Source organism: Streptomyces sp. R33, from assembly GCF_041200175.1.
Taxonomy (GTDB): domain Bacteria; phylum Actinomycetota; class Actinomycetes; order Streptomycetales; family Streptomycetaceae; genus Streptomyces; species Streptomyces katrae_B.
In genome coordinates this window covers 567,439-593,791 of record NZ_CP165727.1, presented here as the reverse complement: position 1 = coordinate 593,791, position 26,353 = coordinate 567,439, and the positions used below count along the sequence as shown (strand labels likewise).

The 26,353-nt window shown below is 71.1% G+C and carries 25 protein-coding genes; 19 read left to right on the top strand and 6 right to left on the bottom strand.

Annotated features, from left to right (window positions below; all coding sequences use genetic code 11):
- The 11 genes from AB5J51_RS03055 (at window position 1) to AB5J51_RS03005 (ending at window position 13,225) form a co-directional block, all read left to right on the top strand.
- A complete protein-coding gene (locus AB5J51_RS03055; RefSeq protein WP_136226240.1) occupies window positions 1-996 on the top strand; it encodes an ABC transporter substrate-binding protein in 996 nt (331 codons plus the stop codon).
- Window positions 997-1,025: 29 nt separating this feature from the next.
- Window positions 1,026-2,135: an aryl-sulfate sulfotransferase gene (locus tag AB5J51_RS03050; RefSeq protein ID WP_053787721.1), complete on the top strand. Its 1,110-nt coding sequence runs from the start codon at window positions 1,026-1,028 to the stop codon at window positions 2,133-2,135.
- A 159-nt stretch (window positions 2,136-2,294) separates the two neighbouring features.
- Window positions 2,295-3,299 carry an amino acid ABC transporter permease gene (locus AB5J51_RS03045; protein WP_136226242.1) on the top strand — a complete coding sequence of 335 codons (1,005 nt, stop codon included), beginning with the start codon at window positions 2,295-2,297 and terminating at the stop codon, window positions 3,297-3,299.
- Window positions 3,296-4,072 (top strand): amino acid ABC transporter ATP-binding protein, encoded by a 777-nt coding sequence (locus AB5J51_RS03040; RefSeq protein WP_369776717.1) that lies wholly within the window; start codon window positions 3,296-3,298, stop codon window positions 4,070-4,072. Before AB5J51_RS03045 ends, AB5J51_RS03040 begins: the two co-directional genes overlap by 4 nt.
- A 75-nt stretch (window positions 4,073-4,147) precedes the next feature.
- Window positions 4,148-5,164: an ABC transporter substrate-binding protein gene (locus tag AB5J51_RS03035; RefSeq protein ID WP_369776716.1), complete on the top strand. Its 1,017-nt coding sequence runs from the start codon at window positions 4,148-4,150 to the stop codon at window positions 5,162-5,164.
- The gene (locus tag AB5J51_RS03030; protein WP_369776715.1) at window positions 5,164-5,889 is read left to right on the top strand and encodes a GNAT family N-acetyltransferase; all 726 of its coding nucleotides are present in this window, start codon (window positions 5,164-5,166) and stop codon (window positions 5,887-5,889) included. Before AB5J51_RS03035 ends, AB5J51_RS03030 begins: the two co-directional genes overlap by 1 nt.
- A 154-nt stretch (window positions 5,890-6,043) precedes the next feature.
- Window positions 6,044-7,261, top strand: coding sequence for an LLM class flavin-dependent oxidoreductase (locus tag AB5J51_RS03025; protein ID WP_369776713.1), 1,218 nt, complete (start codon window positions 6,044-6,046; stop codon window positions 7,259-7,261).
- A gap of 23 nt (window positions 7,262-7,284) precedes the next feature.
- Window positions 7,285-8,679, top strand: a complete 1,395-nt coding sequence (locus AB5J51_RS03020; RefSeq protein WP_369776712.1) for an NtaA/DmoA family FMN-dependent monooxygenase — start codon at window positions 7,285-7,287, stop codon at window positions 8,677-8,679.
- On the top strand, window positions 8,676-9,767 hold the full coding sequence (locus AB5J51_RS03015) for an LLM class flavin-dependent oxidoreductase (protein ID WP_369776711.1): 1,092 nt from the start codon (window positions 8,676-8,678) through the stop codon (window positions 9,765-9,767). Before AB5J51_RS03020 ends, AB5J51_RS03015 begins: the two co-directional genes overlap by 4 nt.
- A gap of 11 nt (window positions 9,768-9,778) precedes the next feature.
- Entirely contained in the window at window positions 9,779-10,924 is a 1,146-nt protein-coding gene (locus tag AB5J51_RS03010; RefSeq protein ID WP_369776709.1) for an LLM class flavin-dependent oxidoreductase, read from the top strand.
- Window positions 10,925-10,999: 75 nt separating this feature from the next.
- Entirely contained in the window at window positions 11,000-13,225 is a 2,226-nt protein-coding gene (locus AB5J51_RS03005) for a sulfatase-like hydrolase/transferase (protein ID WP_369776708.1), read from the top strand.
- A 94-nt stretch (window positions 13,226-13,319) separates the two neighbouring features.
- On the opposite strand, the gene AB5J51_RS03000 is transcribed toward AB5J51_RS03005, so the two are convergent.
- Complete coding sequence (locus AB5J51_RS03000; RefSeq protein ID WP_369776707.1) at window positions 13,320-13,883, bottom strand: hypothetical protein; 564 nt, start codon at window positions 13,881-13,883, stop codon at window positions 13,320-13,322.
- A 339-nt stretch (window positions 13,884-14,222) separates the two neighbouring features.
- Here AB5J51_RS03000 and AB5J51_RS02995 point away from each other — a divergent pair, with 339 nt between their 5' ends.
- On the top strand, window positions 14,223-15,077 hold the full coding sequence (locus AB5J51_RS02995) for an alpha/beta fold hydrolase (RefSeq protein ID WP_199828069.1): 855 nt from the start codon (window positions 14,223-14,225) through the stop codon (window positions 15,075-15,077).
- Between the two features lie 40 nt (window positions 15,078-15,117).
- Here AB5J51_RS02995 and AB5J51_RS02990 read toward each other — a convergent pair whose 3' ends face one another.
- Entirely contained in the window at window positions 15,118-16,392 is a 1,275-nt protein-coding gene (locus tag AB5J51_RS02990; RefSeq protein ID WP_369776706.1) for a PucR family transcriptional regulator, read from the bottom strand.
- A gap of 242 nt (window positions 16,393-16,634) precedes the next feature.
- Here AB5J51_RS02990 and AB5J51_RS02985 point away from each other — a divergent pair, with 242 nt between their 5' ends.
- Window positions 16,635-17,978, top strand: coding sequence for a lipase family protein (locus AB5J51_RS02985; RefSeq protein ID WP_369776705.1), 1,344 nt, complete (start codon window positions 16,635-16,637; stop codon window positions 17,976-17,978).
- A gap of 141 nt (window positions 17,979-18,119) precedes the next feature.
- On the opposite strand, the gene AB5J51_RS02980 is transcribed toward AB5J51_RS02985, so the two are convergent.
- On the bottom strand, window positions 18,120-19,160 hold the full coding sequence (locus AB5J51_RS02980) for a VWA domain-containing protein (RefSeq protein WP_369776704.1): 1,041 nt from the start codon (window positions 19,158-19,160) through the stop codon (window positions 18,120-18,122).
- A gap of 398 nt (window positions 19,161-19,558) precedes the next feature.
- On the opposite strand from AB5J51_RS02980, the gene AB5J51_RS02975 reads away from it, so the two are divergent.
- Complete coding sequence (locus tag AB5J51_RS02975) at window positions 19,559-19,714, top strand: DUF6131 family protein (protein WP_168724340.1); 156 nt, start codon at window positions 19,559-19,561, stop codon at window positions 19,712-19,714.
- Window positions 19,715-19,770: 56 nt separating this feature from the next.
- Here the strand turns inward: AB5J51_RS02975 and AB5J51_RS02970 are convergent, their stop codons facing one another.
- Window positions 19,771-19,992, bottom strand: a complete 222-nt coding sequence (locus tag AB5J51_RS02970; protein ID WP_369776702.1) for a hypothetical protein — start codon at window positions 19,990-19,992, stop codon at window positions 19,771-19,773.
- 331 nt (window positions 19,993-20,323) lie between these two features.
- On the opposite strand from AB5J51_RS02970, the gene AB5J51_RS02965 reads away from it, so the two are divergent.
- Complete coding sequence (locus AB5J51_RS02965) at window positions 20,324-20,692, top strand: PRC-barrel domain-containing protein (RefSeq protein WP_053787706.1); 369 nt, start codon at window positions 20,324-20,326, stop codon at window positions 20,690-20,692.
- Between the two features lie 312 nt (window positions 20,693-21,004).
- Window positions 21,005-21,490 carry a DUF6328 family protein gene (locus tag AB5J51_RS02960; protein WP_369776701.1) on the top strand — a complete coding sequence of 162 codons (486 nt, stop codon included), beginning with the start codon at window positions 21,005-21,007 and terminating at the stop codon, window positions 21,488-21,490.
- A 71-nt stretch (window positions 21,491-21,561) separates the two neighbouring features.
- Here the strand turns inward: AB5J51_RS02960 and AB5J51_RS02955 are convergent, their stop codons facing one another.
- Complete coding sequence (locus AB5J51_RS02955) at window positions 21,562-23,994, bottom strand: SpoIIE family protein phosphatase (RefSeq protein ID WP_369776700.1); 2,433 nt, start codon at window positions 23,992-23,994, stop codon at window positions 21,562-21,564.
- 234 nt (window positions 23,995-24,228) lie between these two features.
- On the opposite strand from AB5J51_RS02955, the gene AB5J51_RS02950 reads away from it, so the two are divergent.
- Together AB5J51_RS02950 and AB5J51_RS02945 are read left to right on the top strand one after the other, a co-directional pair.
- The gene (locus tag AB5J51_RS02950) at window positions 24,229-24,732 is read left to right on the top strand and encodes a hemerythrin domain-containing protein (RefSeq protein WP_136226255.1); all 504 of its coding nucleotides are present in this window, start codon (window positions 24,229-24,231) and stop codon (window positions 24,730-24,732) included.
- 110 nt (window positions 24,733-24,842) lie between these two features.
- The gene (locus tag AB5J51_RS02945) at window positions 24,843-25,076 is read left to right on the top strand and encodes a hypothetical protein (RefSeq protein WP_136226256.1); all 234 of its coding nucleotides are present in this window, start codon (window positions 24,843-24,845) and stop codon (window positions 25,074-25,076) included.
- A 33-nt stretch (window positions 25,077-25,109) separates the two neighbouring features.
- Here AB5J51_RS02945 and AB5J51_RS02940 read toward each other — a convergent pair whose 3' ends face one another.
- Complete coding sequence (locus AB5J51_RS02940) at window positions 25,110-25,838, bottom strand: VOC family protein (protein ID WP_369780203.1); 729 nt, start codon at window positions 25,836-25,838, stop codon at window positions 25,110-25,112.
- 221 nt (window positions 25,839-26,059) lie between these two features.
- Between AB5J51_RS02940 and AB5J51_RS02935 the strand changes: the two genes are divergently transcribed.
- A complete protein-coding gene (locus AB5J51_RS02935) occupies window positions 26,060-26,293 on the top strand; it encodes a DUF6479 family protein (protein WP_136226257.1) in 234 nt (77 codons plus the stop codon).
- The last annotated feature ends 60 nt before the right edge of the window (window positions 26,294-26,353 follow it).

Sequence of the window (26,353 nt, the reverse complement as noted above, 5' to 3'; positions counted from 1 at the left end):
ATGCCCAGACCCCGTGCAGTGGCCGCCCTGTTGACGGCGGCCCTGCTCTGCGCGCTCACCTCTGCCTGTGCCGGTGGCTCCGGCGCTGCGGACGGCGGCCGCCCCGCCGTTTCCCTCGCCGGGAGCGACCACCTCGGCGGCGCGCCCGTCTACGTGGCCCAGGAGCGCGGGCTGTGGTCCGCCGAGGGCATCGACGCCACCGTGACCACCCGGCCCAGCGGGCGGGACGCGCTGGGCGCCGTGCTCGGCGGTCAGGCTCAGCTCGGCGTCGTGGGTGACCTGCCCGCGGTGACGGCCGCGCTGAGCGGGCGCGAGCTGCGGATCGTCGCCGACCTGTCCCGGTTCTCCGACTGGCGCCTGCTGACCCGGACCGACCGCCAGGTCACCGGCTTCGCCGCGCTGAAGGGCCGCAAGGTCGGGGTCCCACAGGGCACGAACGTCGAGTACGCCTTGTCACGGATGCTCGCCTCGGTGCAGCTGACGGCCGCTGATGTGACCGTGGTGAACCTCGCCCCGAACCAGGTCACTTCGGCGCTGGCCCGCGGCGACATCGACGCCGGGGTCACCTTCCCCAGCTTCTACGCCGCCGCCCGTGCCACCCTCGGTGACCGCTACGCCGAGCTCCCCTTCACCGGCTACACGGCACGGACCCTGCTCGTCGCGGGTCCGGCGGCGACCGAGGAGACCACTACAGCCGTGCTCCGGGCGCTGCTGAAGGCCCAGCGCCAGATCGCCGCCGACCCGGCCGCCGCGCGAGAGGCCGTACTCGCCCAGTCCAAGGGTGCGCTCCAGGCCGACTACGTGGACGCCTACCAGCCCCGCTACGGCTACGGCGCGTCCCTCTCGCCCGAGCTGCTGGCCGAGTTGGAGCAGGAGGCCGGCTGGGCGAAGGCAGCCCAGGGCCTGCCGGGCTCCGCCGACCGCGCCGTGCTGCTCCGGCACCTGCACACGGCGCCCCTGACGGCCGTCGACCCGGCCGCCGTCACCATCCACTGACCACACCCACATCCTCACGGGAGATCCTCATGACCATCGACCAGAACACCCTGCGCCGCCGCGGCGTCGGCCTCATCGCCCATGACCCCGCGCGCAGTTACGGCGGCCTCACCCTCTACACGCCCATCACCAGTGCCGGCGAGATCCACCTCGTCGACATCGAGGGCCGTCCCGTCCACACCTGGAACTCCCCGCACCCGCCCGGCCGCCAGGCACAGCTCCTCCCGGGCGGCAACCTCTTCTACGCGGCCAAGGACACCAGCAGCCCCACCCTCTTCCCCATCTGGGACGTCTACCACGGCGGCATCTTCCAGGAACTTGCCCCCGACTCCACGGTCCTGCGCGAGGTCCGGCATCCCTTCCACCACCACGACGCCTCGATCCTGCGCAACGGCAACCTCATCGTCACCGTCGTCGAACCCCTGGACCCGGCCGACGCGGCCCGCATCCGGGGCGGCATCCCCGGCTCCGAAGCCCCGGGCGGGGTGATCTACGGGGACGTGGTGTACGAACTGACCTGGGAGGGGGAGGAGGTGTGGCGCTGGGCTGCCATCGAGAACCTCGACCCCGAGGAGTTCCCACTCAACCCCCACTTCGCCCGCGAGCACTGGCCCATGGCCAACACCGTCAACGAACGCGCCGACGGCTCGATCGTGCTGGGCTTCCGCAGCGTGTCCTCCACCGTGGCCGTCGACCGCGCCGACGGGTCCGTGCTGTGGCACATCGGCCCCGACGTCCTGGCGCAGCAGCACCATCCGCACGAGCTGGCGGGCGGGAACATCCTGGTCTTCGACAACGGCACTTATCGCGACACCACTTCCGTGCCGTACTCGCGGGTGCTGGAGCTGGACCCGAGCACGGGCAAGGAGGTGTGGTCGTACGAGGACAACCCGCCGCAGAACTTCTACAGCCCTTACATGTCCAGCGCGCAGCGGCTTCCCAATGGCAACACCTTCATCGCCGAGGGCTCCTTCGGACGGCTCTTCGAGGTGACCCCCGGCGGCGAGGTGGTCTGGGAGTTCGTGGTCCCGCAGTTCCGGTCCTTCGGCGAGGGCGTCGGCCTGGAGTCCTCGGCCGGCGCCCAGAACTCCGTCTTCCGCGCCTACCGGTACTCCGCCGACGAGCTCCCCTGGCTGTGAACGACAGCCCGGTTCATTTCACCGGAAGGCGTTGTGTGTACGGCGGATGAAATTGCCGCACCCTTTTGCGGATTCCGATATCAGGGCCGTTGACAGCCCTTCTCCGGGCTGCCTAGCTTACGCCGCAGATAACGACATCGGCGGCCTCTTCACTTCGGCATGACGGCTGCTTTTCGATTCTTCGATCCATCGAATGCTGCTGGAGTGTCCTTGACCGAATCACTTGTCCTCGCCGCGCCCCCGGGACCGCCGGCGCCGGCGGAGAGGGTCCTCCCGCTCCGCCGGCCCGGGCGGTGGATCGCCACCGCCGTCGTGCTGGTCCTGGTCTCCCAGGCCGCCCACGGGCTGCTGACCAATCCCTTCTACCAATGGGACCGGTTCGCCTACTGGTTCGCCAGGCCGGTCATCCTGGAGGGCCTGCTCATCACCCTCCAGGTGGCCTTGTACAGCGCGGTCCTGGGCCTCGCGGGCGGCATCCTGCTCGCCCTCGGCAGGCTCTCCGCGAACCCCGTGCTCCGGTCGGTGAGCTGGACGTACATCTGGCTGCTGCGCTCCGTGCCGCTGATCGTGGTCCTGCTCTTCCTCTACAACCTCAGCGCCCTCTACCCCACCCTGAGCATCGGTGTGCCCTTCGGGCCCGCCTTCTTCACCTTCGACGAGTCGCGGCTGGCCACCGACATCGTCGTGGCGGTCGTGGGACTGAGCCTGAGCGAAGCGGCGTACGCGGCCGAGGTGGTACGGGCCGGTGTGCTCTCCGTCGACCAGGGCCAGCACGAGGCGGCGGCTGCGCTGGGACTGCCCAAGCGGTACCAGTTCGCCCGGATCGTCTTCCCCCAGGCGCTGCGCTCCATCGTCCCCGCCTACGTCAACCAGCTGATCGGGCTGGTCAAAGCCACCTCGCTGGTCTTCTACGTATCGCTGCTCGACCTGTTCGGCACGGTGCAGAGCCTGGGCAGCACCTACTCCGGCGACGTCGTGCCGCTGCTGCTCGTGGCCACCTTCTGGTACGTGGTCCTCACCAGCGTCCTCTCGGTCGTCCAGTTCTACGTCGAGCGCTACTACGCGCGCGGCGCGCTGCGCACCGTACCGCTCACCCCCCTGCAGCGGGCCCGGACGGGCCTGCGCGATCTCGGGGACCGCTTCCGGAAGGAGACGGCGCGATGACCACCGCCATGCGGGCCGCCGCGATCGAGGTCCACGACGTGCACAAGTGGTACGGCCGCCGGCAGGTACTGGACGGGGTGAGCCTGACGCTGCGGCCGGGCACGGTCACCGCGGTCCTGGGCCGCTCCGGCTCCGGCAAGTCCACCCTGCTGCGGGTCATCAACCACCTCGAGAAGCCCGATGCCGGATACGTCAGCGTCGGCGGCGAGCTGATCGGCGTGCAGCGGCACGCCGGGCGGCTGAAGGAGCTGGGCGAGCGGGCGATCCTCGCCCAGCGCGGGCGGATCGGCTTCGTCTTCCAGAACTTCAACCTCTTCCCGCACCTGACCGTGCTGGACAACGTCGCAGCGGCCCCGGTGGCCACCGGCAGGCTGCCGCGGCCGCAGGCCCGGGCCCTGGCGCGCGAACTCCTGGAGCGCGTCGGGCTCGGCGACCGGACCGGCGCCTATCCACGACAGCTGTCCGGCGGCCAGCAGCAGCGTGTGGCCATCGCCCGCGCCCTTGCGCTGCGGCCGGGAGTCATCCTCTTCGACGAACCCACCTCCGCGCTCGACCCCGAACTCGTCGGCGAGGTGCTGTCCGTGATCAAGGACCTGGCCACCGGCGGCACCACGCTGGTCATCGTCACGCACGAGATCGGCTTCGCCCGCGAGGTGGCCGACGAGGTCGTCTTCCTCGACGGCGGCCGCATCGTCGAACAGGGCCCGCCCGAGCAAGTCCTGGACCGGCCCGCCCACCCCCGTACGCGGGAGTTCCTGAGCAAGGTGCTCTGACTCCGCCGCGTCCCGCCCCCTTCACCCCCGCAACCGCCCGCCCCACCCAGCCCTTCCGAACCGAAAAGGAACACCATGCAACGCCGACGCTCCCTGCGCACCAGATTCGTCCGAGGCCTCGGCGCCGCCACCGCCACCGTGGCGCTCGCCTCCGGACTCACCGCGTGCGGCGGTGACGCCGAGGCCACCGGACCGGGCTCCGACAAGGTCACCGTCGGCGCGGTGTCCAACGGCGCCGCCCAGCAGGCCGAGCTGTCCGTCCCGGTGGTCGAGTCCCTGCGCGCCCAGCTGCCCGCCGATGTCCGCGAGCGCGGCGAACTCGCCATCGGGGTCGGCGCGCTGCCCGCCGGCTTCCCGCCGCTGGCGTACGTCGGCACCGACCAGAAGACCCTGACCGGCGCGGAACCGGACCTCGGCCGCCTGGTGGCCGCGACGCTCGGGCTCAAGCCGGTGGTGAAGAACTCCACCTGGGAGAACCTCTTCGTCGGCATCGACAGCGGCAAGGTGGACGTGGCCTTCACCAACGTCACGGTCACGGAGGAGCGCAAGAAGAAGTACGAGTTCGCCTCCTACCGGCAGGACAACCTGGCCTTCGAGACGCTGAAGGACAACCCCTGGAACTTCGCCGGCGACTACCGCAACCTCGCGGGAAGGACGGTCGCGGTCAGCTCCGGGACCAACCAGGAGAAGATCCTGCTGGAGTGGCAGAAGAAGCTCCAGGCAGAGGGCAAGGACATCACCGTCAAGTACTTCCCCGACGCCAACAGCACCTACCTGGCCCTGAGCGGCAAGAAGATCGACCTCAGCTTCGGCCCGAACCCGTCCATCGCCTACCACATCACCCAGACGGCGAGCGGCAATGCGCCCACCCGCAACGCGGGCTCCTTCTCCGGCGCCGGCGAGTCCCTCCAGGGCCTGATCGCGGCGACCGCGAAGAAGGACAGCGGGCTCGCCAAGCCGGTGGCAGAGGCGATCAACCACCTGATCAAGAACGGCCGGTACGCGCAGCTGCTCGCCGCCTGGAACCTGTCCAACGAGGCCGTCACCACCTCGGAGGTCAACCCGCCGGGCCTCCCGGTGACCAACTCCTGATGTCCCCGCACGTCCTCGACAACCCCGCCTGGGCCTCGTTGTCCGGTGAGCACGCCGCCTTCGCCGAGCGGGCGGCCCGGCCCGGGGCCCGCCTCTCCTCCTCCCGTGCCGCCCGCTATCCGTCGGACGTCTCGCCGTTCGCCGCCCTCGCGGACCCGGCGGACCCGGAGTCGTGGGCCGACCTGCGCAGGCTGGTCGGCGAGGGCGGGATCGCCGCGCTCGGCGGCGTACTGACCCCGCCCGACGGCTGGGAGACCGTCGGCTCGGTCCCCGGCGTCCAGCTGGTCGACACCTCGCTGCGCGCCGAACCCGCCCCCGAGGCGGTCCGGCTCGGCCCCCGTGACGTACCCGAGATCCTCGCTCTGATCGAGCTCACGAAGCCCGGTCCGTTCCTGCCCCGCACCGTCGAGCTGGGCACGTACCTCGGCATCCGGCACCGGGGCAGGCTGATCGCGATGGCCGGAGAGCGGCTGCGGCCGCCCGGCTGGACCGAGATCAGCGCGGTGTGCACGCATCCCGACCACCGGGGCGGGGGACTGGCGACGCGGCTGGTCCGTGCCGTGGCCGCGGGCATCCGGGAGCGCGGTGACGTCCCGTTCCTCCACACCGCCGCGAGCAACACGAAGGCGATCCGGCTGTACGAGTCGATCGGCTTCAGCCTGCGCCGCCGTCCGTCCTTCATGGCGGTCCGTGCGCCCGGCAACACCGCTGCCAACTTCTCTTAATATTCAGGTCATTGTATGCCACCGCTATCCGGCGTAGCGTCTCGAACAGATATCGCTGACGGGCTTGCTCATCGCCCTCTCATACGTCCTCATATTCGGCGAAGCGTATCGGCCTCATTTTTCGCACGGCCGATATAGGAAGGCGTTATTCGACGTGTCCTCATCCCCGCCCGCATCCGGTTTCACATCAGCATCCTCCGAATCGCTGCACCTCGCCGTCGCGCTCGACGGCGCGGGCTGGCACCCTGCCGCCTGGCGCGAGCCGGATGCCCGGCCGGGTGAACTCTTCACGGCCCGCTACTGGGCCGATGCCGTGGCCGAGGCCGAAGCCGGACTGCTCGACTTCGTCACCTTCGAAGACTCCCTCGCCCTCCAGTCGTCCTCGGCCGACGGGCCCGACGGGCGCACGGACCAGGTCCGCGGGCGGCTGGACGCGGTACTCACCGCCGCCCGCATCGCTCCGCTGACCCGGCACATCGGACTGGTCCCGGCCGTGACCGCCACCCACACCGAGCCCTTCCACATATCCAAGGCGATCGCCACCCTGGACCACGTCAGCCGCGGACGTGCGGGCCTGCGCATCCAGGTGTCACAACCCGGCTACGAGGCCCGGCACTTCGGACGCCGCGCGGTCCCGCTACCCGATACGGAGTCCTACCAGGAGGCCGCCGACCACATCGAGGTGATCCGGCGGCTGTGGGACAGCTGGGACGACGACGCCGAGATCCGGGACGTGGCCACCGGCCGGTTCATCGACCGCGACAAGCTGCACTACATCGACTTCGAAGGCCGTCACTTCAGCGTCAGGGGGCCGTCGATCACCCCCCGCCCGCCGCAGGGGCAGCCCGTTGTCTCCGCGGCCACCACCGCGGCCGGTGGCGGGGGAGCGGCGTACGGCCTCATCGCCCGGTCCGCGGACGTCGGGTACATCGCCGCGGCCGACGCCGACGGGGCCCGCGCCGCGGTCACCGAGATCCGGCAGGCCCGGGAATCCGCCGGGCTCTCGGCGCAGCCGCTGCACCTCTTCGCAGACCTCACCGTGTTCCTGGACGAGGACGCCCCGGCGGCCGACGCGCGCCGCAGCCGCCTGGACGCGCTCGCGGGTGCCCCGTACAGCAGTGACACGGCGGTCTTCGCCGGGACCGCGGCTCAACTCGCGGACCTGCTCCAGGACTGGCGGACCGCCGGTTTGTCGGGCTTCCGGCTGCGGCCGGGCGCCCTCGCCCACGACCTGCCCGCGATCACCCGCGGGCTGGTACCGGAGCTCCAGCGGCGCGGAGTCTTCCGCCGCGCGTACGAGGCGGACACCCTGCGCGGACTGCTGGGCCTGGAGCGCCCGGCCGGCCGCTATGCCGTCCACCCCGCCGCCTGATCCCGGACCCGTAAGGACCCGTCATGAGTAGCAAACCGCTCAAGCAGATCCATCTCGCGGCGCACTTCCCCGGCGTCAACAACACCACCGTGTGGAGCGACCCGGCGGCCGGCAGCCACATCGACTTCGACTCGTTCGTCCACTTCGCGCAGACCGCCGAACGCGCCAAGTTCGACTTCCTCTTCCTCGCCGAGGGGCTGCGGCTGCGCGAACAGGGCGGACAGATATACGACTTGGATGTCGTCGGCCGTCCCGACACCTTCACGGTGCTCGCCGCCCTGGCGGCCGTCACCGAGCGCCTCGGGCTGACCGGGACGATCAACTCCACCTTCAACGAGCCCTACGAGGTGGCCCGCCAGTTCGCCTCGCTGGACCACCTGTCCGAGGGCCGGGCCGCCTGGAACGTGGTCACCTCCTGGGACGCCTTCACCGGCGAGAACTTCCGGCGCGGGGGATTCCTGCCGCGTGAGGAGCGCTACTCGCGGGCCAAGGAGTTCCTGGCCACCGCGACCGAGCTCTTCGACTCCTGGGACGGCACCGAGATCCTCGCCGACTCCGATTCGGGCGCCTTCCTGCGGGACGCGCGCGCCGGGGCCTTCGCCCACCAGGGGCAGCATTTCGACATCGAGGGCCACTTCAACGTGCCGCGCAGCCCGCAAGGACGGCCGGTGATCTTCCAGGCGGGTGACTCCGACGAAGGCCGCGAGTTCGCCGCCTCCTCCGCCGACGCGATCTTCGGCCGGTACGGGACGCTCGACGAGGGCCGGGCGTTCTACGCCGACGTCAAGGGCCGGCTGGCCGCGTACGGGCGCAGCCACGACGAGTTGAAGATCCTGCCCGCCGCCACCTTCGTCCTCGGCGACACCGATGCCGAGGCACACGAGCTCGCTCACGAGGTGCGCCGCCTCCAGGTCAGCGGGCAGACCGCGATCAAGTACCTGGAGCACGTCTGGAACCGGGACCTGTCCGGCTACGACCCGGACGGCCCGCTGCCCGACATCGATCCCGAGACCGGCGAGAACACCGTCGCCCTCGGGCGGGCCAGCGTCCGGCAGTTCCGCGACCCGCTCGAAACCGCCCGGCAGTGGCGCGCGCTCGCCGAGGCCAAGAACCTCTCGATCCGGGAGCTGGTCATCGCCACCACCTCCGGCCAGACCTTCGTGGGCTCCGCGGCCACCGTCGCCGAGCAGATCGACACGCTGGTGCAGGCGGACGCGGCCGACGGCTTCATCCTGGTCCCCCACATCACCCCGGGCGGCCTGGACGTCTTCGCCGACACCGTCGTCCCGCTGCTGCAGGAGCGGGGGGTCTTCCGCACCGAGTACGCCGGCACCACCCTGCGCGACCACCTCGGGCTCGCGGTGCCGGAGGCCGCGGTGCCGCAGGCGCCTACCGGCAGGCAGGCCGCGGGCGCATGAAGTTCCTGGCCATCACCCTGATCACGGACTCCGCGGACCCGGTGACGGGCGCCCCCACACCCACCCGTCAGCGATTTCGCGAGGTGGTCGACGCCGCGCTGCTCGCGGAGGAACTCGGCTTCGACGGCTTCGGGGTCGGCGAGCGCCACGAGCGGCCGTTCCTGTCGTCCTCGCCGCCCGTGGTGCTCAGCCACATCGCCGCGCTGACCCGCCGGATCCGGCTGTTCACCGCCGTGACCACCCTGAGCCTGCTGGACCCGGTGCGGGCGTACGAGGACTACGCGACGCTCGACCACCTCTCCGACGGCCGCCTGGAGCTGATGATCGGCAAGGGCAACGGCACGGCCCAGCGCGAGCTGTTCCACGTCACCCCCGAGGACCAGTGGGAACGCAACGCCGAGGGCTACGAGCTTTTCCGGCGCATCTGGCGCGAGGACAAGGTGAGCGCGGAGCCGCGCTTCCGCCCCTCGCTGGCCGGCGCCGAGGTGCTGCCGAGGCCCTTCCAGCCGGCCCTGCGGGTCTGGCACGGCAGTGCGACCAGCAGGGAGTCCGTCGATCTCGCGGCGCGCTACGGAGACCCGCTCTTCTCGGCGAACGTCACCCACCCGATCGGTCCGTACGCCGAACTGATCCGCCATTACCGGGAGCGCTGGGAGCACTACGGGCATGATCCGGCGCACGCCGTCGTCGGTGCGGGTACGGCCGGCTATCACGCGGCCCCCACCTCGCAGCAGGCAGTGGCGGCGTACCGGCCTGCGTTCGCCCGGTACCTCGCCTTCCACAAGCAGCAGGGTGTGGATCCCGTCTTTGCGACGCTGGAGGACTTCGTCGAGCGGAGCTCGGCACTGGTCGGCAGTCCCCAGCAGGTGATCGAGAAGGTCCACCGCTACCACGAGGCCTTCGGCCACACGGCACTGCACCTCCAGGCGGAGCCGGGCGGGCTCGCCCCCGCGGAGCACCGCGCCTCCCTCGAACTCTTCCAGTCCTGGATCGCCCCGGTACTGCGCCGCGAGATCCCCGACCCTTCCTTCCCCGACCCTTCCCCGCCCGACCCTTCCCTGCCCGACCCTTCCCTGCCCGACCTTTAAGGAGCCCGGCCATGTCCGGCATCCCCCTCGGGGTCCTCGACCTCGTCCCGGTCCCGTCCGGTTCCACAGCCGCCGAGGCCCTGCACCACAGCATCGATCTCGCCCGGCAGACGGAGGCGTTCGGCTACGCCCGCTACTGGTTCGCCGAGCACCACCTCAATCCGGGGGTCGCCGGGACCTCCCCGGCGGTCGTGCTCGCGCTGACCGCCTCCGCGACCTCGACCATCCGGCTGGGCTCCGGCGCCGTCCAGCTCGGGCACCGCACCGCGCTGTCCACGGTCGAGGAGTTCGGCCTGATCGACGCGCTGCACCCCGGTCGCCTGGACCTGGGCCTGGGCCGCTCGGCCGGCCGTCCGCCGCAACGGACGTCACAGGAAACCCCGTTCGCGGGGTACACCCCGAACGGGCTCCGCATCCCGGCCCGGTTCTCCTTCGCGCACCTGCTGGGTCATCCGCGGGTCGCGCTCCAGCAGAGGCTGCTGAACCTGCCCGGAGCCCAGCCGCAGGACTACGCCGAGCAGGTGGACGACCTGCTCGCGCTGCTGCGGGGCGACTACCGCTCCCCGGAAGGAGTGGAAGCACATGCCGTCCCGGGCGAGGGGGCCGACGTACAGGTGTGGATCCTGGGCAGCAGTGGCGGGGTGAGTGCGGAGACGGCGGGCCGCAACGGGCTGCGGTTCGCGGCCAATTACCACGTCAGTCCCGCTTCTGTGCTGGAGGCAGCCGACGGCTACCGGGCCGCCTTCAAGCCGTCGGCCGACCTGGACCGGCCGTACCTGACGGTGTCCGCCGATGTCGTCGTCGCCGAGGACGACGCGACCGCACGCGAACTCGCCACCGGGTACGCGCCCTGGGTGCGCAGCATCCGTACCGCCGAGGGCGCCATCCCCTTCCCCACGCCTGCCGAGGCGCGTGCCCTGCCCTGGACCGAGGCGGATCGCACACTCGTTGCCGACCGGGTGGAGACCCAGTTCGTCGGCTCGGCACGGACCGTCGCCGACCACCTGGAGCGGCTCCAAGAGGCCACCGGGGCAGATGAGTTGCTGATCACCACCATCACGCACGACCACGCGGACCGGGTGCGCTCCTACCGTCTGCTGGCCGAGGAGTGGCAGCGTCGCTCCGGCGCCGACCGAGCCGCCGTCACACGTTCTTAATGCCATGTGCATGGCCATCGGGCGGGTGCTCTCCGCATGATCGAATCCCGTCCCGCGAGAGCCAAGGAGCCCCCGATGTCCACCCGCCGCCACTTCCTCGCCGGGTCCGCAGCCACCCTGGGCCTCGCCGCGCTCCCCGCCGCGCCGGAGGCCCGGGCGACGGCTCAGGCAGCCCGGGCCGCCACCACCGCCGGTACGGCGACTCCGAACCTCGTGGTGATCCTTGCCGACGACCTCGGCTACGGCGACCTCGGCGCGTACGGCCAGAAGCTGATCACCACACCGCGGATCGACCGGCTCGCCGCCGAGGGCCTGAGGTTCACCGACGCCTACTCGACGGCGGCGGTCTGCGCGCCTTCCCGCTGCTCGCTGCTGACCGGCCTGCACACCGGGCACTCCGCCGTCCGGGCCAATCCCGACGGCGCCCCCGGCGCGCTGAAGGCCGGTGACACCACCTTCGCCGAGGTGCTGCGAGCCCGCGGCTACCGGACCGCGGTGATCGGGAAGTGGGGCTTCGGGCCGGAGGAGGGCGACCAGCCCAGCCATCCCAACCCCCGTGGTTTCGAGGAGTTCTACGGATACATCGACCACGGGCACGCGCACGAGTACTACCCGCAGTACCTGTGGCACAACGGCGCGAAGGAGACGATCGCCGCCAACGCGGGCGGCGCGAAGGGCGCCTACGCCCCCCAGCTCATCGAGCAGCGCGCGCTGGACTTCATCGCTGACCACGCCGCCGAGCCCTTCCTGCTGTTCCTCACACCGACCGTGCCGCACGCACCGAGCGACATCCCTGACGTCGGCGCCTACGCCTCCCGTACCTGGACCCAGCAGAACAAGGGCCACGCCGCCCAGATCACCTACTTCGACACGCTCGTCGGGAAGGTCACCGACCGGCTGCGCGCGCTGGGCATCGCCGAGAACACCGTCGTCCTCGTCACCAGCGACAACGGCCCGCACGAGGAAGGCGGGGTCAACCCCGACCTATTCGACGCGAACGGCCCGCTGCGCGGCTACAAGCGCAACCTCTACGAGGGCGGCATCCGCGTTCCGCTGATCGCATGGGCACCGGGCCGGATCGGAGCGGGCACCACCGACCGCCCCACCTCGCTCACCGACGTACTGCCCACCCTGGCGGAACTCGGCGGCGCACCCGCACCCGCCGACATCGACGGACTGTCGGCCGCCCCGCTGCTCGCCGGAAGCCCGAACGCGGCACGCCACAACCACCTGTACTGGTACCGGGACGAACGCGGCGTCACCAGCCGCGCCAACACCGAGGACGGCGGCCGCGCCACCTGGCTCGCCGAGGCCGTACGCAAGGACGACTGGAAGGCCGTGCGGTTCGCGCCCGTCAGGGACCACGCGTTGCCCGACGCGCAGTGGCAGGTCGAGCTGTACGACCTCGCCTCCGATGCCGGCGAGCGGCGCGACGTCGCCGCCGCCAACCCGTCGGTGGTGACCGGCCTGGTCGCCCTCATGCGTTCCTCGTGGGTGGACACGTACGTCCGCAAGCCCTTCGGAGTCCGCGCGCAGGTCCAGGGGCCGGCCGTGCCCGGTCAGGCCTTCACGGTCACCGCGATCCTGGGCAACGGGTCGGGCAAGCCCTGGACCCGCGCACTCCTCGCGCTGCGCGCCCCGGCAGGCTGGCAGGTCCAGGCGGCCACCGCGACCGGCCAGGACCTGCTGGGCGCCGGAGCCACCCTGACCACGTCCTGGCGGGTCACCCCGGCCGCGACGGCCACCCCCGGCACGCGGTGGCCACTGACCGTCGACGGCACCGCGGAGTCGCCGACCGGGCCGCTGCGCTACTCCGCCACGGAAGGGGTTTCCACGGTGCCGCCGGCGCCGGTCGCCGACGCCTACCTGAGCGATCTCGAGTGGGTGTCGGCCACCAACGGCTGGGGTCCGGTGGAACGAGACCGGTCCAACGGGCGACAGGCGGCCGGGGACGGCGCGCCGATCTCGTTCGGCGGCGTGACCTACGCCAAGGGCCTCGGCGTCCATGCACCCTCCGAGATCGTCTACCACCTCGGCGGAACGGCAGACCGCTTCACGGCGCTCGTCGGCATCGACGACTTCTCGACCAACCAGGCCGCCACCGGCGCGACGAAGGCCTCGGTGCGGGGCGACGGGAGGGTGCTGTTCACCAGCGGCAAGCTGACCGGCGCGGGCGGTCCCGTGCCGGTGGATCTCGACGTGCGCGGGGTGAAGCTGCTGCACTTGGTCGTCGAGGACGCCAACGCCAACTCGGCGTTCGACCACACCTCCTGGGCCCTCGCCCGGGTGACCGTGCGCTGAGCGGGAGGCCCGCTTCAGGGCCGGCTGCAATGATGCGTTCGGTGATCTCCGCCGCGCCGTCACCGGAGGCCGATGCGGGCATCGAAGGCGGCCATCAGGGGCGCAGGCCGGCTTGCCTGAGCGCCACCCGGGACAGCTCGCCGATGACCTGCTCGTCTGCCCGGCGCCAGGCAGCGGCGAGACCCTCCGGCGGAACGGCGACCGTTGCGAGGTCCCTCACCGGCCCCGTCAGGGCACGCAGGGCAAGCAGATCAGCACCGCCGGGAGTGTCGAGAAGGCCTCGGATCCGAGCACTGCGCCGGATCCAACGCACGCGCGGGGGCAGCCAGAGTGCCAGCACGATCGCCACCGAGACGACGATCAGGACCCATGCGGTCAGGTCGGCCACCCGGCCCACCGCGTCCTGCATCGACTGCCCGGCATCGGAGAGCCCGTTGCCGGCCTCGGCGGCGGACTGCAGCGGTTTCTTCAGGATGCCCCCGACCAGCGGCACGTTCGAGGCCGCGTCCCCCGCATCGCCGAGACCGGAAGCAAGACTGCCGCCCGCGTCCTCCACCGTCCGCCCGGGCTCGGCCAGCAGCATGATCCCATCGTGGACAGCCAGCGCGAACCACACCGCGACCGCCACCAGGACCGCGGCGATGAGGTCGGCGAGCACCTGCCGGCAACGGCCTGCTCGAGTCTGGGCGTAAAGACGCATCGGCGTGCTCCTGTTCCGGCGCCATCAGCGGACGAGACCGGTCCCCGACCGGATGAGGGGCGACAGCCGTGGCAGCGAGCCACGGCCCACCTCCGACCGTACGCGCCGGCCGCCCCGTCCGGTCCTCTTCACATGCCGATTTCACTGCCACGTTCACCTCGCAGGGGCCGGCTCTCCGCAGGGACTCCGGTTGGGTATGGCCGGGCGTCCTGTGCCACCGAACCTTGATCATTGCCATCGAGCTTTGATGATCATTAGGTTTATGCCGTCGAAGTGTGAAAGAAAGTGAGCAGACAGATGCAACCGACACTCGTACTGGTTCACGGAGCCTTCTCCAACTCCTTCTCCTTTGCGCCGCTCCAGGCCGAACTCGGCCTTCTGGGACACCGTTCGGTCGCGGTCGACCTGCCCGGCCATGGTTTCGAGGCCACCTACACGCGCGCCTACCAGACGCCGCAAGATCCCGAAGGGCTCGCCACGGCGCCCGGCTCGATCAAGGGCGTCACGCTCGCCGACAACGCCGCGCACCTGATCGGGATCCTCGAACGGGCCAAGCAGAACGGGCCGGTGGTCCTCGTCTCCCACAGCCGCGGCGGCATGACGGCCACGGCTGCGGCCAACGCGCGGCCGGATCTGATCGACCGCATTGTCTACGTCTCGGCCTGGTGCCCCGTCGACCTCGACGTCAGTGACTACTACGCCGAGCCGGAGATGGCCACGGTGGATGCCGCTGCCCTGGGCCTGGCGCTGGCCGGGAACCCGGCCGAACTCGGTCTGCTCCGCGTCAACTTCCGCACCGCGAATCCGGACGCCCTCGCGGCCTTCAAGGCGGCTTTCCTCGCCGACGGAACCGACGAGCAGTTCCTGACCTTCCTGAACACCTTCCAGCCGGACGAGAACCTGGACGTCGGTACCTCCGCCGACCGGGCGCAGGCCGAGACCTGGGGCCGCATCCCGAAGACCTACGTCCGCCTGGCCGACGACGCCAGCCTGCCGCTCGCCCTACAGGACCGGCTGATCCGGGAAGGCAACGCACTGACGCCGGACAACCCGTACGACGTCCGCACCCTTGAGGGCAGCCACCTGAAGTGGCTGATCGACCCGGCACCAGCGGCCCGAGTCCTGAGCGAAGTTGCAGCTCTGACGGCCTAAGGGCCGGCAGAAAGGGCGCGGCCCGAGGGGCCGGGTGGTGTCAGCCGGAGTCGGGCTTGCCCTGCCGTACGGCGTCGTGGGCGGCGAGAGCAGCGCGCAGCGTCAGGGCATCGGCACCGCGGGCAGCGTCCAGTCCGGTGAACTCGGTCGCCTTGCGCAGGCGGTAGTCGACCGTGTTCGGGTGGACCTGGAGCCGGGCGGCGGCCCGGCGCCGGTCGAGGCTGCACGCGAGGAAGACGCGTAACGTGACGAGCAGCTCCGGGCGCGCATCGAGCGGGTCGAGCAGCGCGGCGAGGCCGTCCCTGGCCGGGCTCGGGCGGCTCAGCTGGTACTCGAGCAGCACATCGTCGAGCAAGTACAGTCCGGGAGCTCGGCCGGACGCCTCCGCCACCTCCCGCACCTCGGCGGCGAGCCGCGCGGCCTCTGCAACGCCTTCCGGTGCTGCGGCCACAGCCGCAGCCAACAGCTCGGCGCCGCACATCCGGCCGAGTTGGTCGACCAGCCGGGAGAGCCGGTCCCGGTCCGTACGGCCGAAATCGGCGGCCGGCGTCTCGTACGGGATCAGTACCAGCCCGCCGTCACCGGACAGCACGGACAGCGGAACACCCCTCGTCTGGCGCTGCAGTTCGTTGCGCAGCCGCCGGAGTTTGCGGCGGGCGGCGACCGAATGGTTCACGCCGGGCACCAGCTCGTCCGGGTGCGGTCCCACGGTGATGCTCAGCACCAGGTAGCAGGGCGGCAGACGGATGCCCGCACGGTCGGCCGCGACCTGCGGGCTGCCGCCCTCCAGCAGCCGGGACAGCAGCGCCTGCAGGGCGACCTGCTCGTCACTGAGCGCCGTCTGCCGCTCCTGTACGTACCCGGCTGCGACCTCACAGCTCACCAGCCGCAGATACGCGAGCAGTTGGCGCTGGACCGACAGTACGTCGCCCAGGTCACCCGGTTCGGCCGCCGAAAAGACCTGGGCGGCGCACTCCTCCGCACCCAGGTGATAGGCGCCGACCACGGCCTCCAGCGGCACGCCCTCGTCGGCACGCCGGGCCGAGGACTCGCGGATCGCCGCCGCCTCGGCCAGCCCCGGCATTTCGCCGGTGCGCAGGACCGTGGCGAAGCTCCGGATGCCGCGGGTCACCTGCTTGGCGATGTCACCACCGAGGTGTTCCGCCGACAGCGTTCCGTAGACGGGCAGCCGCTCGACGAGCCGGACCATCACCGCACGTTCCAGCGCCCCGGCGGCATCCTGAAGCCGCTTGTGGACCGGCACACCGCCGAACTGCGGCACCGAGTCCCGTCCCACCGCGTTGGATCCGGTCACAATCCACCTCGCACATCTCTGTTCCCCACCCCGGAGACGCGGCCGCCTGCCGGCCCCATGATGTTTCCGGGACATCACCTACTGGTTGGTAACACGACTGGCCGGTGGATGGCCAGATGTGGCAGACCCCGGTCGCATCCTTCAAGCAATCCCCTGCCGGGGGCCGCCCGCCCCGGCCTGACGCGCCGATGCCAGCGACCTCGTGCCGGTGCGTCAGCCCCCACCCAGGAATCGAGGCCCGCATGTCCAAGGCAGCCGTTCGCCTGATCTCCGTCGCTGTCGCCACCGCCGCGGTCATGACCGCCGCACCGGCGGCCACCGCCGCCCCGTCCTCGCCCGCAGCAGCGACGTCGACGCCAAGCGACCCGTTCTACGCCTATGGCGGCAGCGAGCCCCTGTCCGCGTTCGCACCGGGCGCCGTGCTGAAGACCCGGACGCTGCAGTACCACCTCGTCGGCATCTCCACGCCCCTGAAGGCAGTCCAACTGCTCTACCGCACCACCGACGCCCAGGGCCGCCCGGCAGCCAACGTGACCACGGTGGTGCGCAGCCCGACCGGTGACCGCAGCAAGGCGGTGTCCTACCAGTCGTTCTACGATTCCCTCAGCCCGGAGGACGGGCCCTCCCGTGCGATCGCCGGCAACGTCTCCCTGGGCGGCCTCATCCCGAACGTCGAAGCCGTCTTCCTGGCGCCACTGCTGGCGCAGGGCTACGACGTCGTCATCCCGGACACCGAGGGACAGCAGGCGCACTTCGCTGCGGGACCGGAGTACGGGACGAACACATTGGATTCGATCCGTGCCGCAACCAAGTCGGCGCAGACCGGACTGAATTCCGCCACCGCATTCGGCCTCATGGGCTACTCCGGTGGTTCCATCGCAACCAACTGGGCCGCTGCGCTGGCGCCGAGCTACGCGCCGGACGTCCAGCGCAAGCTGGTCGGCTACGCCGAGGGCGGTCTGCTCGTGGACCCGGCACACAACCTGAAGTACGTGGACGGCTCACTGGTGTGGTCGGGCGTCATCCCCATGGCGGTCATCGGCGTCTCCCGCTCCTACGGCATCGACCTCACGTCCTATCTCAACGGCTACGGCCTGGAGGTGCTCAAGGAGCTGGAGCACGGCTCCATCCTCGACGCCCTCGGTCACTACCCCGGACTGACGTGGAAGAAGATGGCGAAGTCACAGTACGCCGACCCCAACTCGATCCCCGCGTTCGTGGAGGCGATGAACAAGCTCAACCTCGGCTCGGCCGCCACCCCCACCGTCCCCGGATTCATCGCCCAGGGCAACGCGGGCGTCCTGGAGGGTACCTTCGGCAACCACCCGGGAATCGGTACGGGCGACGGCGTCATGGTCACCGGGGACGTGCGGGCGCTCGCCCGGCAGTACTGCGCCACCGGCAACTCTGCCGTCAAGTACGGCCAGTACGAGCTGCTCAGCCACACGGGCGCGTCCGTGGTCTGGGCGTCTGCCGCGCTGGGCTGGCTGGGTGACCGCTTCGCGGGCAGGCCGGCCCCGTCCGACTGCGGCCGGATCCCCGCGGGCAATTCACTGGCACCGGAGGAGCCGGCGCCGCTGTCCTGACGTCCGTGCGGGGTCCTGCCGCGCCGAACCCGCGCGGCAGGACCCCGCACGCGCCACCGGACCGGGCACGCGGCCGCGGCGGCGGCCGGACCGTACGGGCGACGAGCGATCGGTGCGAGCGGCGCTGAACGCGCCGGGCCGTCAGGTCATGAGCAGCAGCCGCGTGTTCGACACCAGCTTCCGGTTGACGCTGGTGCTCTGCACGAAGATCGTGAAGTCGTCATTGTGGTCCGGCTTGACGCGCACTTCCGTGTCGGGCAGGCCGAGCAGGGCCCGGGCCTCCGGTCCCGTGTACACGCGATCCGTCTTCTTCTCCAGCACCGCGATCTGCTTTCGCGCCTGGATCTTCTCCGACTTGCTCAGCTGGTAGAAGGCGCAACCGGTACGGTAAGTGTGCCCGCACTCGATGACCCAGTCCCGGATCGCCGCTTCGCGAGCCACGGGAATCAGCTGGTACTGCGACAGATCCACCGGGGTGAGACCGGCTTCCTTGATGCTGTCCTTGTTGACCGCTTCTGCGCCCGTGGAGAAAACCGCCCGCGACCCCCGGATGCCCTTGGCGCGGCCCACCATGAATTTCTCGGTGGCCTCCCGGATGACCTGCCCGGCCTCTTCCAGACCCTGTGTGCTCGTGGCGTCCCAGATGGCGATGTTGTCCTTGGGGAAGCCGCACTGCATGGCCTCGCGCTTGCCCATCTGGTCCGGTACAAGGACGGCCAGAGTCCAGTTGTCCTCCCGGGTCTCGATCATCGTGGCCACTGCTCGCACCAGTTCACGCGGGTCCCGAGTAGGGGCATCGGGGCAGCGGTGACTCGCGTTCTCCTGTCCGTCGGTCAGTACGAACGTCAGGAAGCTGTGGTCGCCGTAGAGCTGAGCCGTCTGTGCCAGCTCCCGCTGTGACTTCAGCGTGGCCGCCAGCAGAGCCGTCATTCCGCCGACGCGGTACAGCTGCTTCAGGGACGGCATGCGCAGCACGTCCTTGTCGTAGATGACGCACTCCGCCTTGTCCGAGAAGACGTACACCGTGACGCGGGTTTCCTGGTCCAGTTCCTGCGATCGGCGGGCCAGGTACGCAATCTGCTGGTCCGCGACTTCGACGACCTTGCGACTCAGCTGCGACATGGACGAACTGGCATCCAGCACGAGAGCAACGTGATTGATGTAGTTCTGGATTCCGGACATGACCGCTCCCCCTGTTTTCCGACTTGATGCTCCGATCTTCCCACCCACCACTGACAATCGATCTTGGGCTCCGGGGGAGGCAGGCTCGGTCCGAGTCCCCGTGGCCGGATGGGCGTTTTGGCCATGGGCCCGAGGCAGTACGACCTCCTGGGGCCCGGCGCCCTCGCATCAGCAGCACGACCACCGCCAGGCCGGCGGCGATCCGCCCCCACCACGGGCGCTGCGAGCCGCCCGGCCGATGCAAGAGGTTTCCATGCTCTGGGCGCCCCGTGGACGCGGCTCCAGAACGTCCGGCCTACGCCACCGATAAGAACGGCGTTCCCGGGTAGACGCCCCGCTGAGGCACTGCGGCGGATTCAACTGCTCCGCCGAATTCCCAACACGAGAATGGGGCAACCATGGTTTTCGCCGGGCTTATCCTCCTGCTCATCGGTCTTCTGACCGGAATCTCCATCCTGTGGACCATCGGGGTCATCCTGCTCGTGGTGGGTGCGGTGTTGTGGGTCCTGGGCTCGGTCGGGCACGCGGTCGGCGGCCGACGCCACTACTGGTAGCCGCAGGGCCGGTGGCGGTCGGCCGGGCGGCGGAGCGTCGCCCGGTCTGCGGTACGTCAGGAGTGCGCTGTCGTGTCGGTCGTCCCCGTGGGGCGGGCCCCTCGATGGAGGGGGCCCGGCCCACGGGGCTGCGCCGTGGGAAGGTGGACGCCGTCGTCGTCGCGGTACGCCCGTACGCCGAGGCGGGATCCAACGAGGTCCTCGACCGGATCAGCGGCGACCGGCAGCAGCCGCTCCTGGTGGGAAGCGGCGAGCGAAGCCGGGCGCCAAGTCCCCATGCACGCCATCCACCGGGCGATCGGCCTGCCCGGCGAGGACCTCCCCGACCACGTCCTGGGCGAGGGCCGCGACCGCAACGGCGACGGGTTCTGCCGGCGTGAACCTGACCCGGGCAGCGTCCGCGCGGGTGGTGATGGTGCGTCGGGCCACCGGCAACCGGGTTCGGGAATCGGGATTCCAGCCCGGGGAATGAAGTCGCAGGGGTCGGGGCAGGCGGAGTTCAGGCGGAGATCGAAAACCGCCCGGCACGACGAATGGAAAAAGGGCAGGGCGGCACGGAATTCCCCTGCAGTCCGCTGTCCACCTGTTTACCGGAGGAGTTGTTCTCGCGTGACTGAGCATGTGTGGAGTTACAAGTCGACCTCGGGCCACCTGGCCGGTACCGACCTGACCGGCTACAAGGTCGAGGCGACCGACGGCAGCATCGGCAAGGTGGACAAGCACTCCGACGAGGTCGGTGACGCCTACCTGGTCGTGGACACCGGAGTCTGGATCTTCGGCAAGGAGGTTCTGATGCCGGCCAGCACCGTCGTCAGCATCGACCCGGAGGAGCGGAAGGTATTCGTCGACCGGACCAAGGGCCAGATCAAGGACGCCCCCGAGTTCCACCGGGACGAGCACCTCGGTGACGCCCGGTACCGAGAGGAACTGGGCACCTACTACGGCACCGGAGGCCCCTTCGGAGCCCCGCCCGCCTGACCCCCTGACCGCCTGACCGCCTGGGGCGTCGGTGGGCCCGAACTCCTCGAGTTCGGGCCCACCGGCGCGGAACCGGGCGATCCGGACTTCGCCGTCGCCCAGGTCAAGGAGATCCCTGCCGGGCCGAGAGGGCTGACCGGAGCCGGCCGGGGGCAGCGCGGCGGGCGGGTTGAACGCGGTGCAAGCGCCGAACGCCTCCGGGGCGGTCCGGCCGAAGCGGGCGTGACGCGCACGACGGCCCCGCGCCCGCCGGAGCATGAGGCGGCGGCCCCGGGGTAGGCGCGGGCAGACCGGACGTTTCAGGGAGGCGGCATGCCGGATGCTCGCGGGGCCGGACGGGACGAGACCGCGGAGGAACGCGCGGACCGGCAGTGGCAGGAGCTCATCCAGGAGATCCGCGTCGCCCAGACCGGCGTCCAGATCCTCTTCGGATTCCTGCTCACGGTCGTCTTCACCCCCACCTTCCACGGGCTTGCGCAGACCGACAAAGCGATCTACATCGTGACCGTGGTACTGGGCGCGCTCGCGACGGGTGCGCTCATCGGGCCGGTCGCCTTCCACCGCGTCGTCTCGGGCCGACGGATCAAGCCCGAGGCGGTCGCGTGGGCCGCGCGCCTGACACTCACGGGCCTCGTCCTGTTGCTGGCCACCTGTACCGCAGCCCTCTTCCTGGTCCTGCGGGTCGCGACCCACAACGCCGTCGTGCCGTGGCTCGTGGGAGGCGTGCTGGCCTGGTACCTGCTGTGCTGGTTCGCACTGCCCCTGTGGGCGCGGATCCGCTACACCGCCGAGAACTGACCGCCGGGCGCGGAGCTCAGTGGGAGTCGACCTCCACCCACACGGACTTGACCGGGCCCGCGACCGCCGGATCACGAGTCGTCCGGGACGTGGATGTCCAGGACGCAGATGTCGTCGCGGTTGCCCGGGCACAGCGCGGCGAGCGTACGGGCGAGGGTTTCGCCCCGCCCTTCCCGGAGGAGCCGCAGGGCGGTCGCGGCGAGCCGGTCCAGTCCGACGTCGAGGTCCTCGCCCGGTTCCTCCACGAGTCCGTCGGTGTAGAGCAGCAGGTGGTCGCCGGGCATCAGGTCGATGACGGCCTGTCCGTAGGAGGCGTCGAAGGTGGCGCCGAGGAGCGTGCCCGGAGGCTGCTCGAGGAAGCTCGCCCGGTCGCCGCGGACCAGCAAGGGGGGCGGGTGACCTGCCCGTACCCAGATCAGGCGCCGGTCCCAGGGCTGATACCGGGCCATGACCATGGTGGCGCTGGCGCTGCCGGACGGATCCGAAGCGGTATGGAGCAGAAGCGTGTTGAGTCGGCGCAGGACGTCGGGCAGGGGCGAGCCGGTGATCGTCATGCCCTTCGTGGTGAACCGCAGCTGGGCCATGGTGCCGACGGCCGGCAGACCGTGGCCGGCCACGTCGCCGACGACGAACAGGGCACTTTCATCGGGTAGTTCGATGGCGCTGTACCAGTCGCCGCTGACGTTGACCCCCCGGTCCGCGGATACGTAGGCGACGTCGATGCACAGACCGGCCAGCTCCAGGGACTGCTCGGGAATCGGCAGCAGCGTCTCCTGGAGGCGAGCGGCGAGGGCCCGTTCGGCCTGGAGCATGCCTCGCTGGAGGAGGACGGCGCGCTCGCTCTCGAGCAGCGCGAGCTCGGCGCCGCGCTGCGCGCTGAGGTCCTGGAAGAAGCCGTGCACCTCGACAGGGGTGCCGTCGGCGTCCGTCTGGGCCTCGGCGACGATCCGCAGGTGTCGCACGCCGTGCGGGGTGGCGATACGGAACGGCTGGTCCAGAGCCTCCCCCTCGCTCAGCAGTCGCTCGACGGCCGCATCCAGGCGCGGAAGGTCGTCGGGCAGGAGGTGCCCCGGCAGTTCCTCGAGTGCCAAGGGCCCGTCCTGGGGATCGCGGTCGAAGATGGCATAGACCTGATCGGACCAGGTGATGGTGTCCGTCGTCAGGTTCCAGCCGGCCCAGCCGAGGTTGCCCAGCCGCTGCATGTCGGCGAGCCGCCGGGCCTCGCGCTCGCTGGTGTCGTGGCGGACCCAGGACACGATCAGCCGGTCTCCCAGCCTGGATGCCCGGACCGAGTAGACGGACCGCCGCGGGACGCCGGCGATCACCTCCTCATAGGTGAAGGGCTCTCCCTCGTACCCGGTTCCCGTGGTGAGGGTCTCCAGATAGCCGTCCCACAGTGACGTGCCCGCCACGGTCGGGTACGTCTCCAGGATCCTGCGGCCCACGAGTTCCTTGCCGCGCCGCCCGGCGACGTCCACCGACTCGGGCGCAGCCGCGTCGATGCGGTAGTCCTCCACCTCGCCCGCCTCCGAGCGCAGCGGAGTGATCAGGATCGCGGGTCCGGCCAGCGCGTCCAATATGCGCTGGACGGACGCCACGTCGATGCCGCCCGGGGTTCCCTCGGCGTCGGCGTCGCGGGGCGGCTGCGCCACCCCCAGCGGGCCCGCGCACAACCGGGCCGCGCGCCGCAGCAGCGCCCGGGTGTCGGCCGTGAAGGGGCCCCGCTGCGTGCGCAGGAAGCCGATGGCAGCCGTCGGGGGCCCGTCGGCGGGTACGGGGAGCCAGGCGCGCGAGGGCCACCGGTCCGGCGGCCCCGCGATGAGCAGGTGGCGGCGGGCGTCCTCGGCCGGGTCCTCCAGCCACAGGGCCCGGCGCCCGGCGATGGCCTGGTGGGCGGCGACGCCACTGAGCGGGGGGATGTGGCGCCACTGCTCGGCGAGCTCCTCGTCGATGCCGGCGTGGCCGGTCAGCTCCAGGCTCCCGGCGGAGGCCAGGGAGTAGATCATCACCGCGTCCACGCCGACGTCCCCGCCGAGCACGGTCCGCAGCAGTTCCGCGATGCCGTCACCCCCGCGGGCCGTCGCCAGGCCGTCGGCGAGCCGGGCCAGGAGCGGGCGCGGCGCGGCGCCGCCCACGAGATGGCGTCCGGCGCCGGAGACCCGCTCCTGGCCCGGCTCGTTCCCTGAGACGGCGCCCGCGGGGGCTGTGGGCGGGTCGGAGGGTGCGCGTCGGGGCGGCGGGTGCGGGTGTATCCGCCCCAGGACGAGCCAGCACTCCTCCAACAGGGTGCGGCCCCGCTCACCGGCACGGCCGAGGAGCATCTCGTAGGCCGTGTCGGCGGACACGCCCGCCTGGGCCATCAGCACGCCCTTGGCCCGCTCTACGACTGCCGTGGTCGCGGCGACGCCTTCCAGGTCCACGATTTCCGATCGCAGCCTGGCCACCACCTTGGCGAGCGCCAGCACCTCGGGTGCGGCGTCCTCACCCGCGGCGTCGCCCTTCATGCCTAGAGCATGGCACGTCTGTGTACGGCGCTGCTTCTCCAACCGGCTCCGGCTCCTGCTCACCGGCAGGCTGGTCCGCCGGCGCCTGTGTCGCCCCGTCCTGCCCGCCGGGGCCTCGCCCGGGCAGACGGCCTGGATACACGCACGGGCGGCGCCGACCACGGCAGCCGGGGTTTGAACTCACCGGCGCCGAGCAGGCGCCGAAGCGAAGACCGAGAGCAGGAGGTATGTGGAATGGCAGCGGACAAGCAGGAGAACCAGGACGTCGTCGCCGTGATCCTCAAGGACCACCGCACGATGGAGGACCTCTTTCGACGGATGCGCAGTGTGGAGGAGGACCGGGCAGACGCCCTCGCGAAGTTCTCCGCCCTCCTCATCGCGCACGGAGAGGCCGAGGAGGCGGAGGTCTACGGCGCGCTGAAGAGGTTCAAGGACGTCGACAACGAGGAGGTCGAGCACGGTACCGAGGAGCACGCCGAGGGCAACGAGGCGCTCCTGGCGCTGCTCGAGGTGTCCGAGGTGGGTTCCGACGAGTGGGACGCGCGCCTGGAGGACCTCGTCAAGGCGGTCTCCCACCACCTCGACGAGGAGGAGCGGACGATCCTCAACGGCGCCCGGGAGAACGTGCCCGACGAGCGGAGGGCCGAGCTCGGGGCGGCGTTCCTACGGGAGAGGCAGCGGCAGCTCGAGGCCGACTGCGGCAGCATCGCGAACGTGCGTGCCGTCGTACGGGGATGACGACGACGGCGAGACGGCGCAGGGCGCGATGGTCCGGATCCGGCGCGAGGTACGCGGCCGTCGGCACGAGCTGGACCAGCTGAGGAGCAGCACCACCGGAGGAGGACGAGATGACGGCTCAGGAGAAGTCACCGGGCCGACCGCGCACCACCCCGTCGGAGGCAGTGGGGGAGAGCGGCGATCGCGAGGCCCGGGAACAGGCGGACGACGCCGTCGCCCGGCGACCGGGCAGGGAGGACGCGGACGCCGGCGGTCATGTGGCCAAGCGGCAGCGTCCCGGCATCGGCCGCGAGGAGCAGGCGCGCCCGGACGGCCCGCGGCCGTCGGGCGCCGAGGAGAACTGAGAACGGCGCATCGTCCCACCGTGACCTGCGGGCTCAGCCCGGCGGTGCGTAGACGGTGAACAAGGCGCCCTCCAGATCGCTGAGGGCGACCCACCGGCCGGCGTCGGAGGTCTCGACCGAGGACATGATCCTCCCACCGGCGCCGGTCGCCGCCTCCACGGCGGCTTCCAGGTCGGGGACCCGGAAGTGGACGTGCCAGCGCGGACGGACCTGCGGGTCGGGATCCTCGTCCACCGCACCGCTGCTGATCTGCGCGACGACGTCGTTGCCGTGGCGCAGGACGACGTTGTCCTGCTCGTAGGCCACCACGCAGCATCCGGGGTGTTGGCCGGCCCAGTCCAGGACCTCCCCGTAGAAGATGGCGGCTGCGAAGGCGTCGCGCGTACGGAGTTCCAGCCAGGCGGGGGCGGTGCCGCGGCCCACTCTCCAGTCCCGGATGACCTCGCCCTGCCAGAGTCCGAAGACCGCCCCTGCGGGGTCCGCGGCCAGGGCGGCACGGCCCGTACCGAAGGACAGCGGGCCCACCGCCACGGTGGCGCCGCGCTCACGGATGCGTGCGGCGGTCACATCGGCGTCGTCGACGGCGAAGTACGGCGTCCAGGCGGCGGGAAAGGACGGGCCCCCGGCGAGAGCCCCGATCCCGGCGACCGGAGCGCCGTCGCGGAACGCGATGGAGAGCCCCTCGCCGAGCCGGCTCCGGTGGAAGGTCCAGCCCAGCACGGCACCGTAGAACCGTTGCGCGGAGGCGGGGTCCCGGGTCAGCAGGCTCACCCAGCAGGGTGCCCCACCGATCTCATGGCTTGACGTGGACACAGATTCCAGCCTGCCTCATTCGCTACTCGCCTGGTGCGGGACACCCTCACCGTAGTGCCGTCGGGAGGCTACGGCCGCCAGGCGAGGCACCCGCGCGCCGACCAGCCGGATCCTTGCCCCGTCCGGGCAGGCTGCCCGGTAAACCTGCCGATCACGGGTAGGCGCCCGTCATGATTGCTACCGAGATCCTCGCGGTCGAAGGCCAGGGCGCGCTCTTTCTCATCCTCGCAGGAGTCGGCGTTGTCGTCCTCCTGATCGGCGCCTTCTGGTACGGCAGCCGGCGTAGTGCGCGGCGCATGGCGCCGGCCCGGCCGGCAGAGCAGAACCCCGTGGCGCAGCGGCGCCAGGACTCCTGGCAGACGCCGGACGATGACGCGGGCGGGCAGGGGGCGCCTCGTCCTTGAGGCCCACCGTGGAGCGGGGCGCGGCGCCGCCCGAGGACAGGAACCCGTGACGACCGCTGC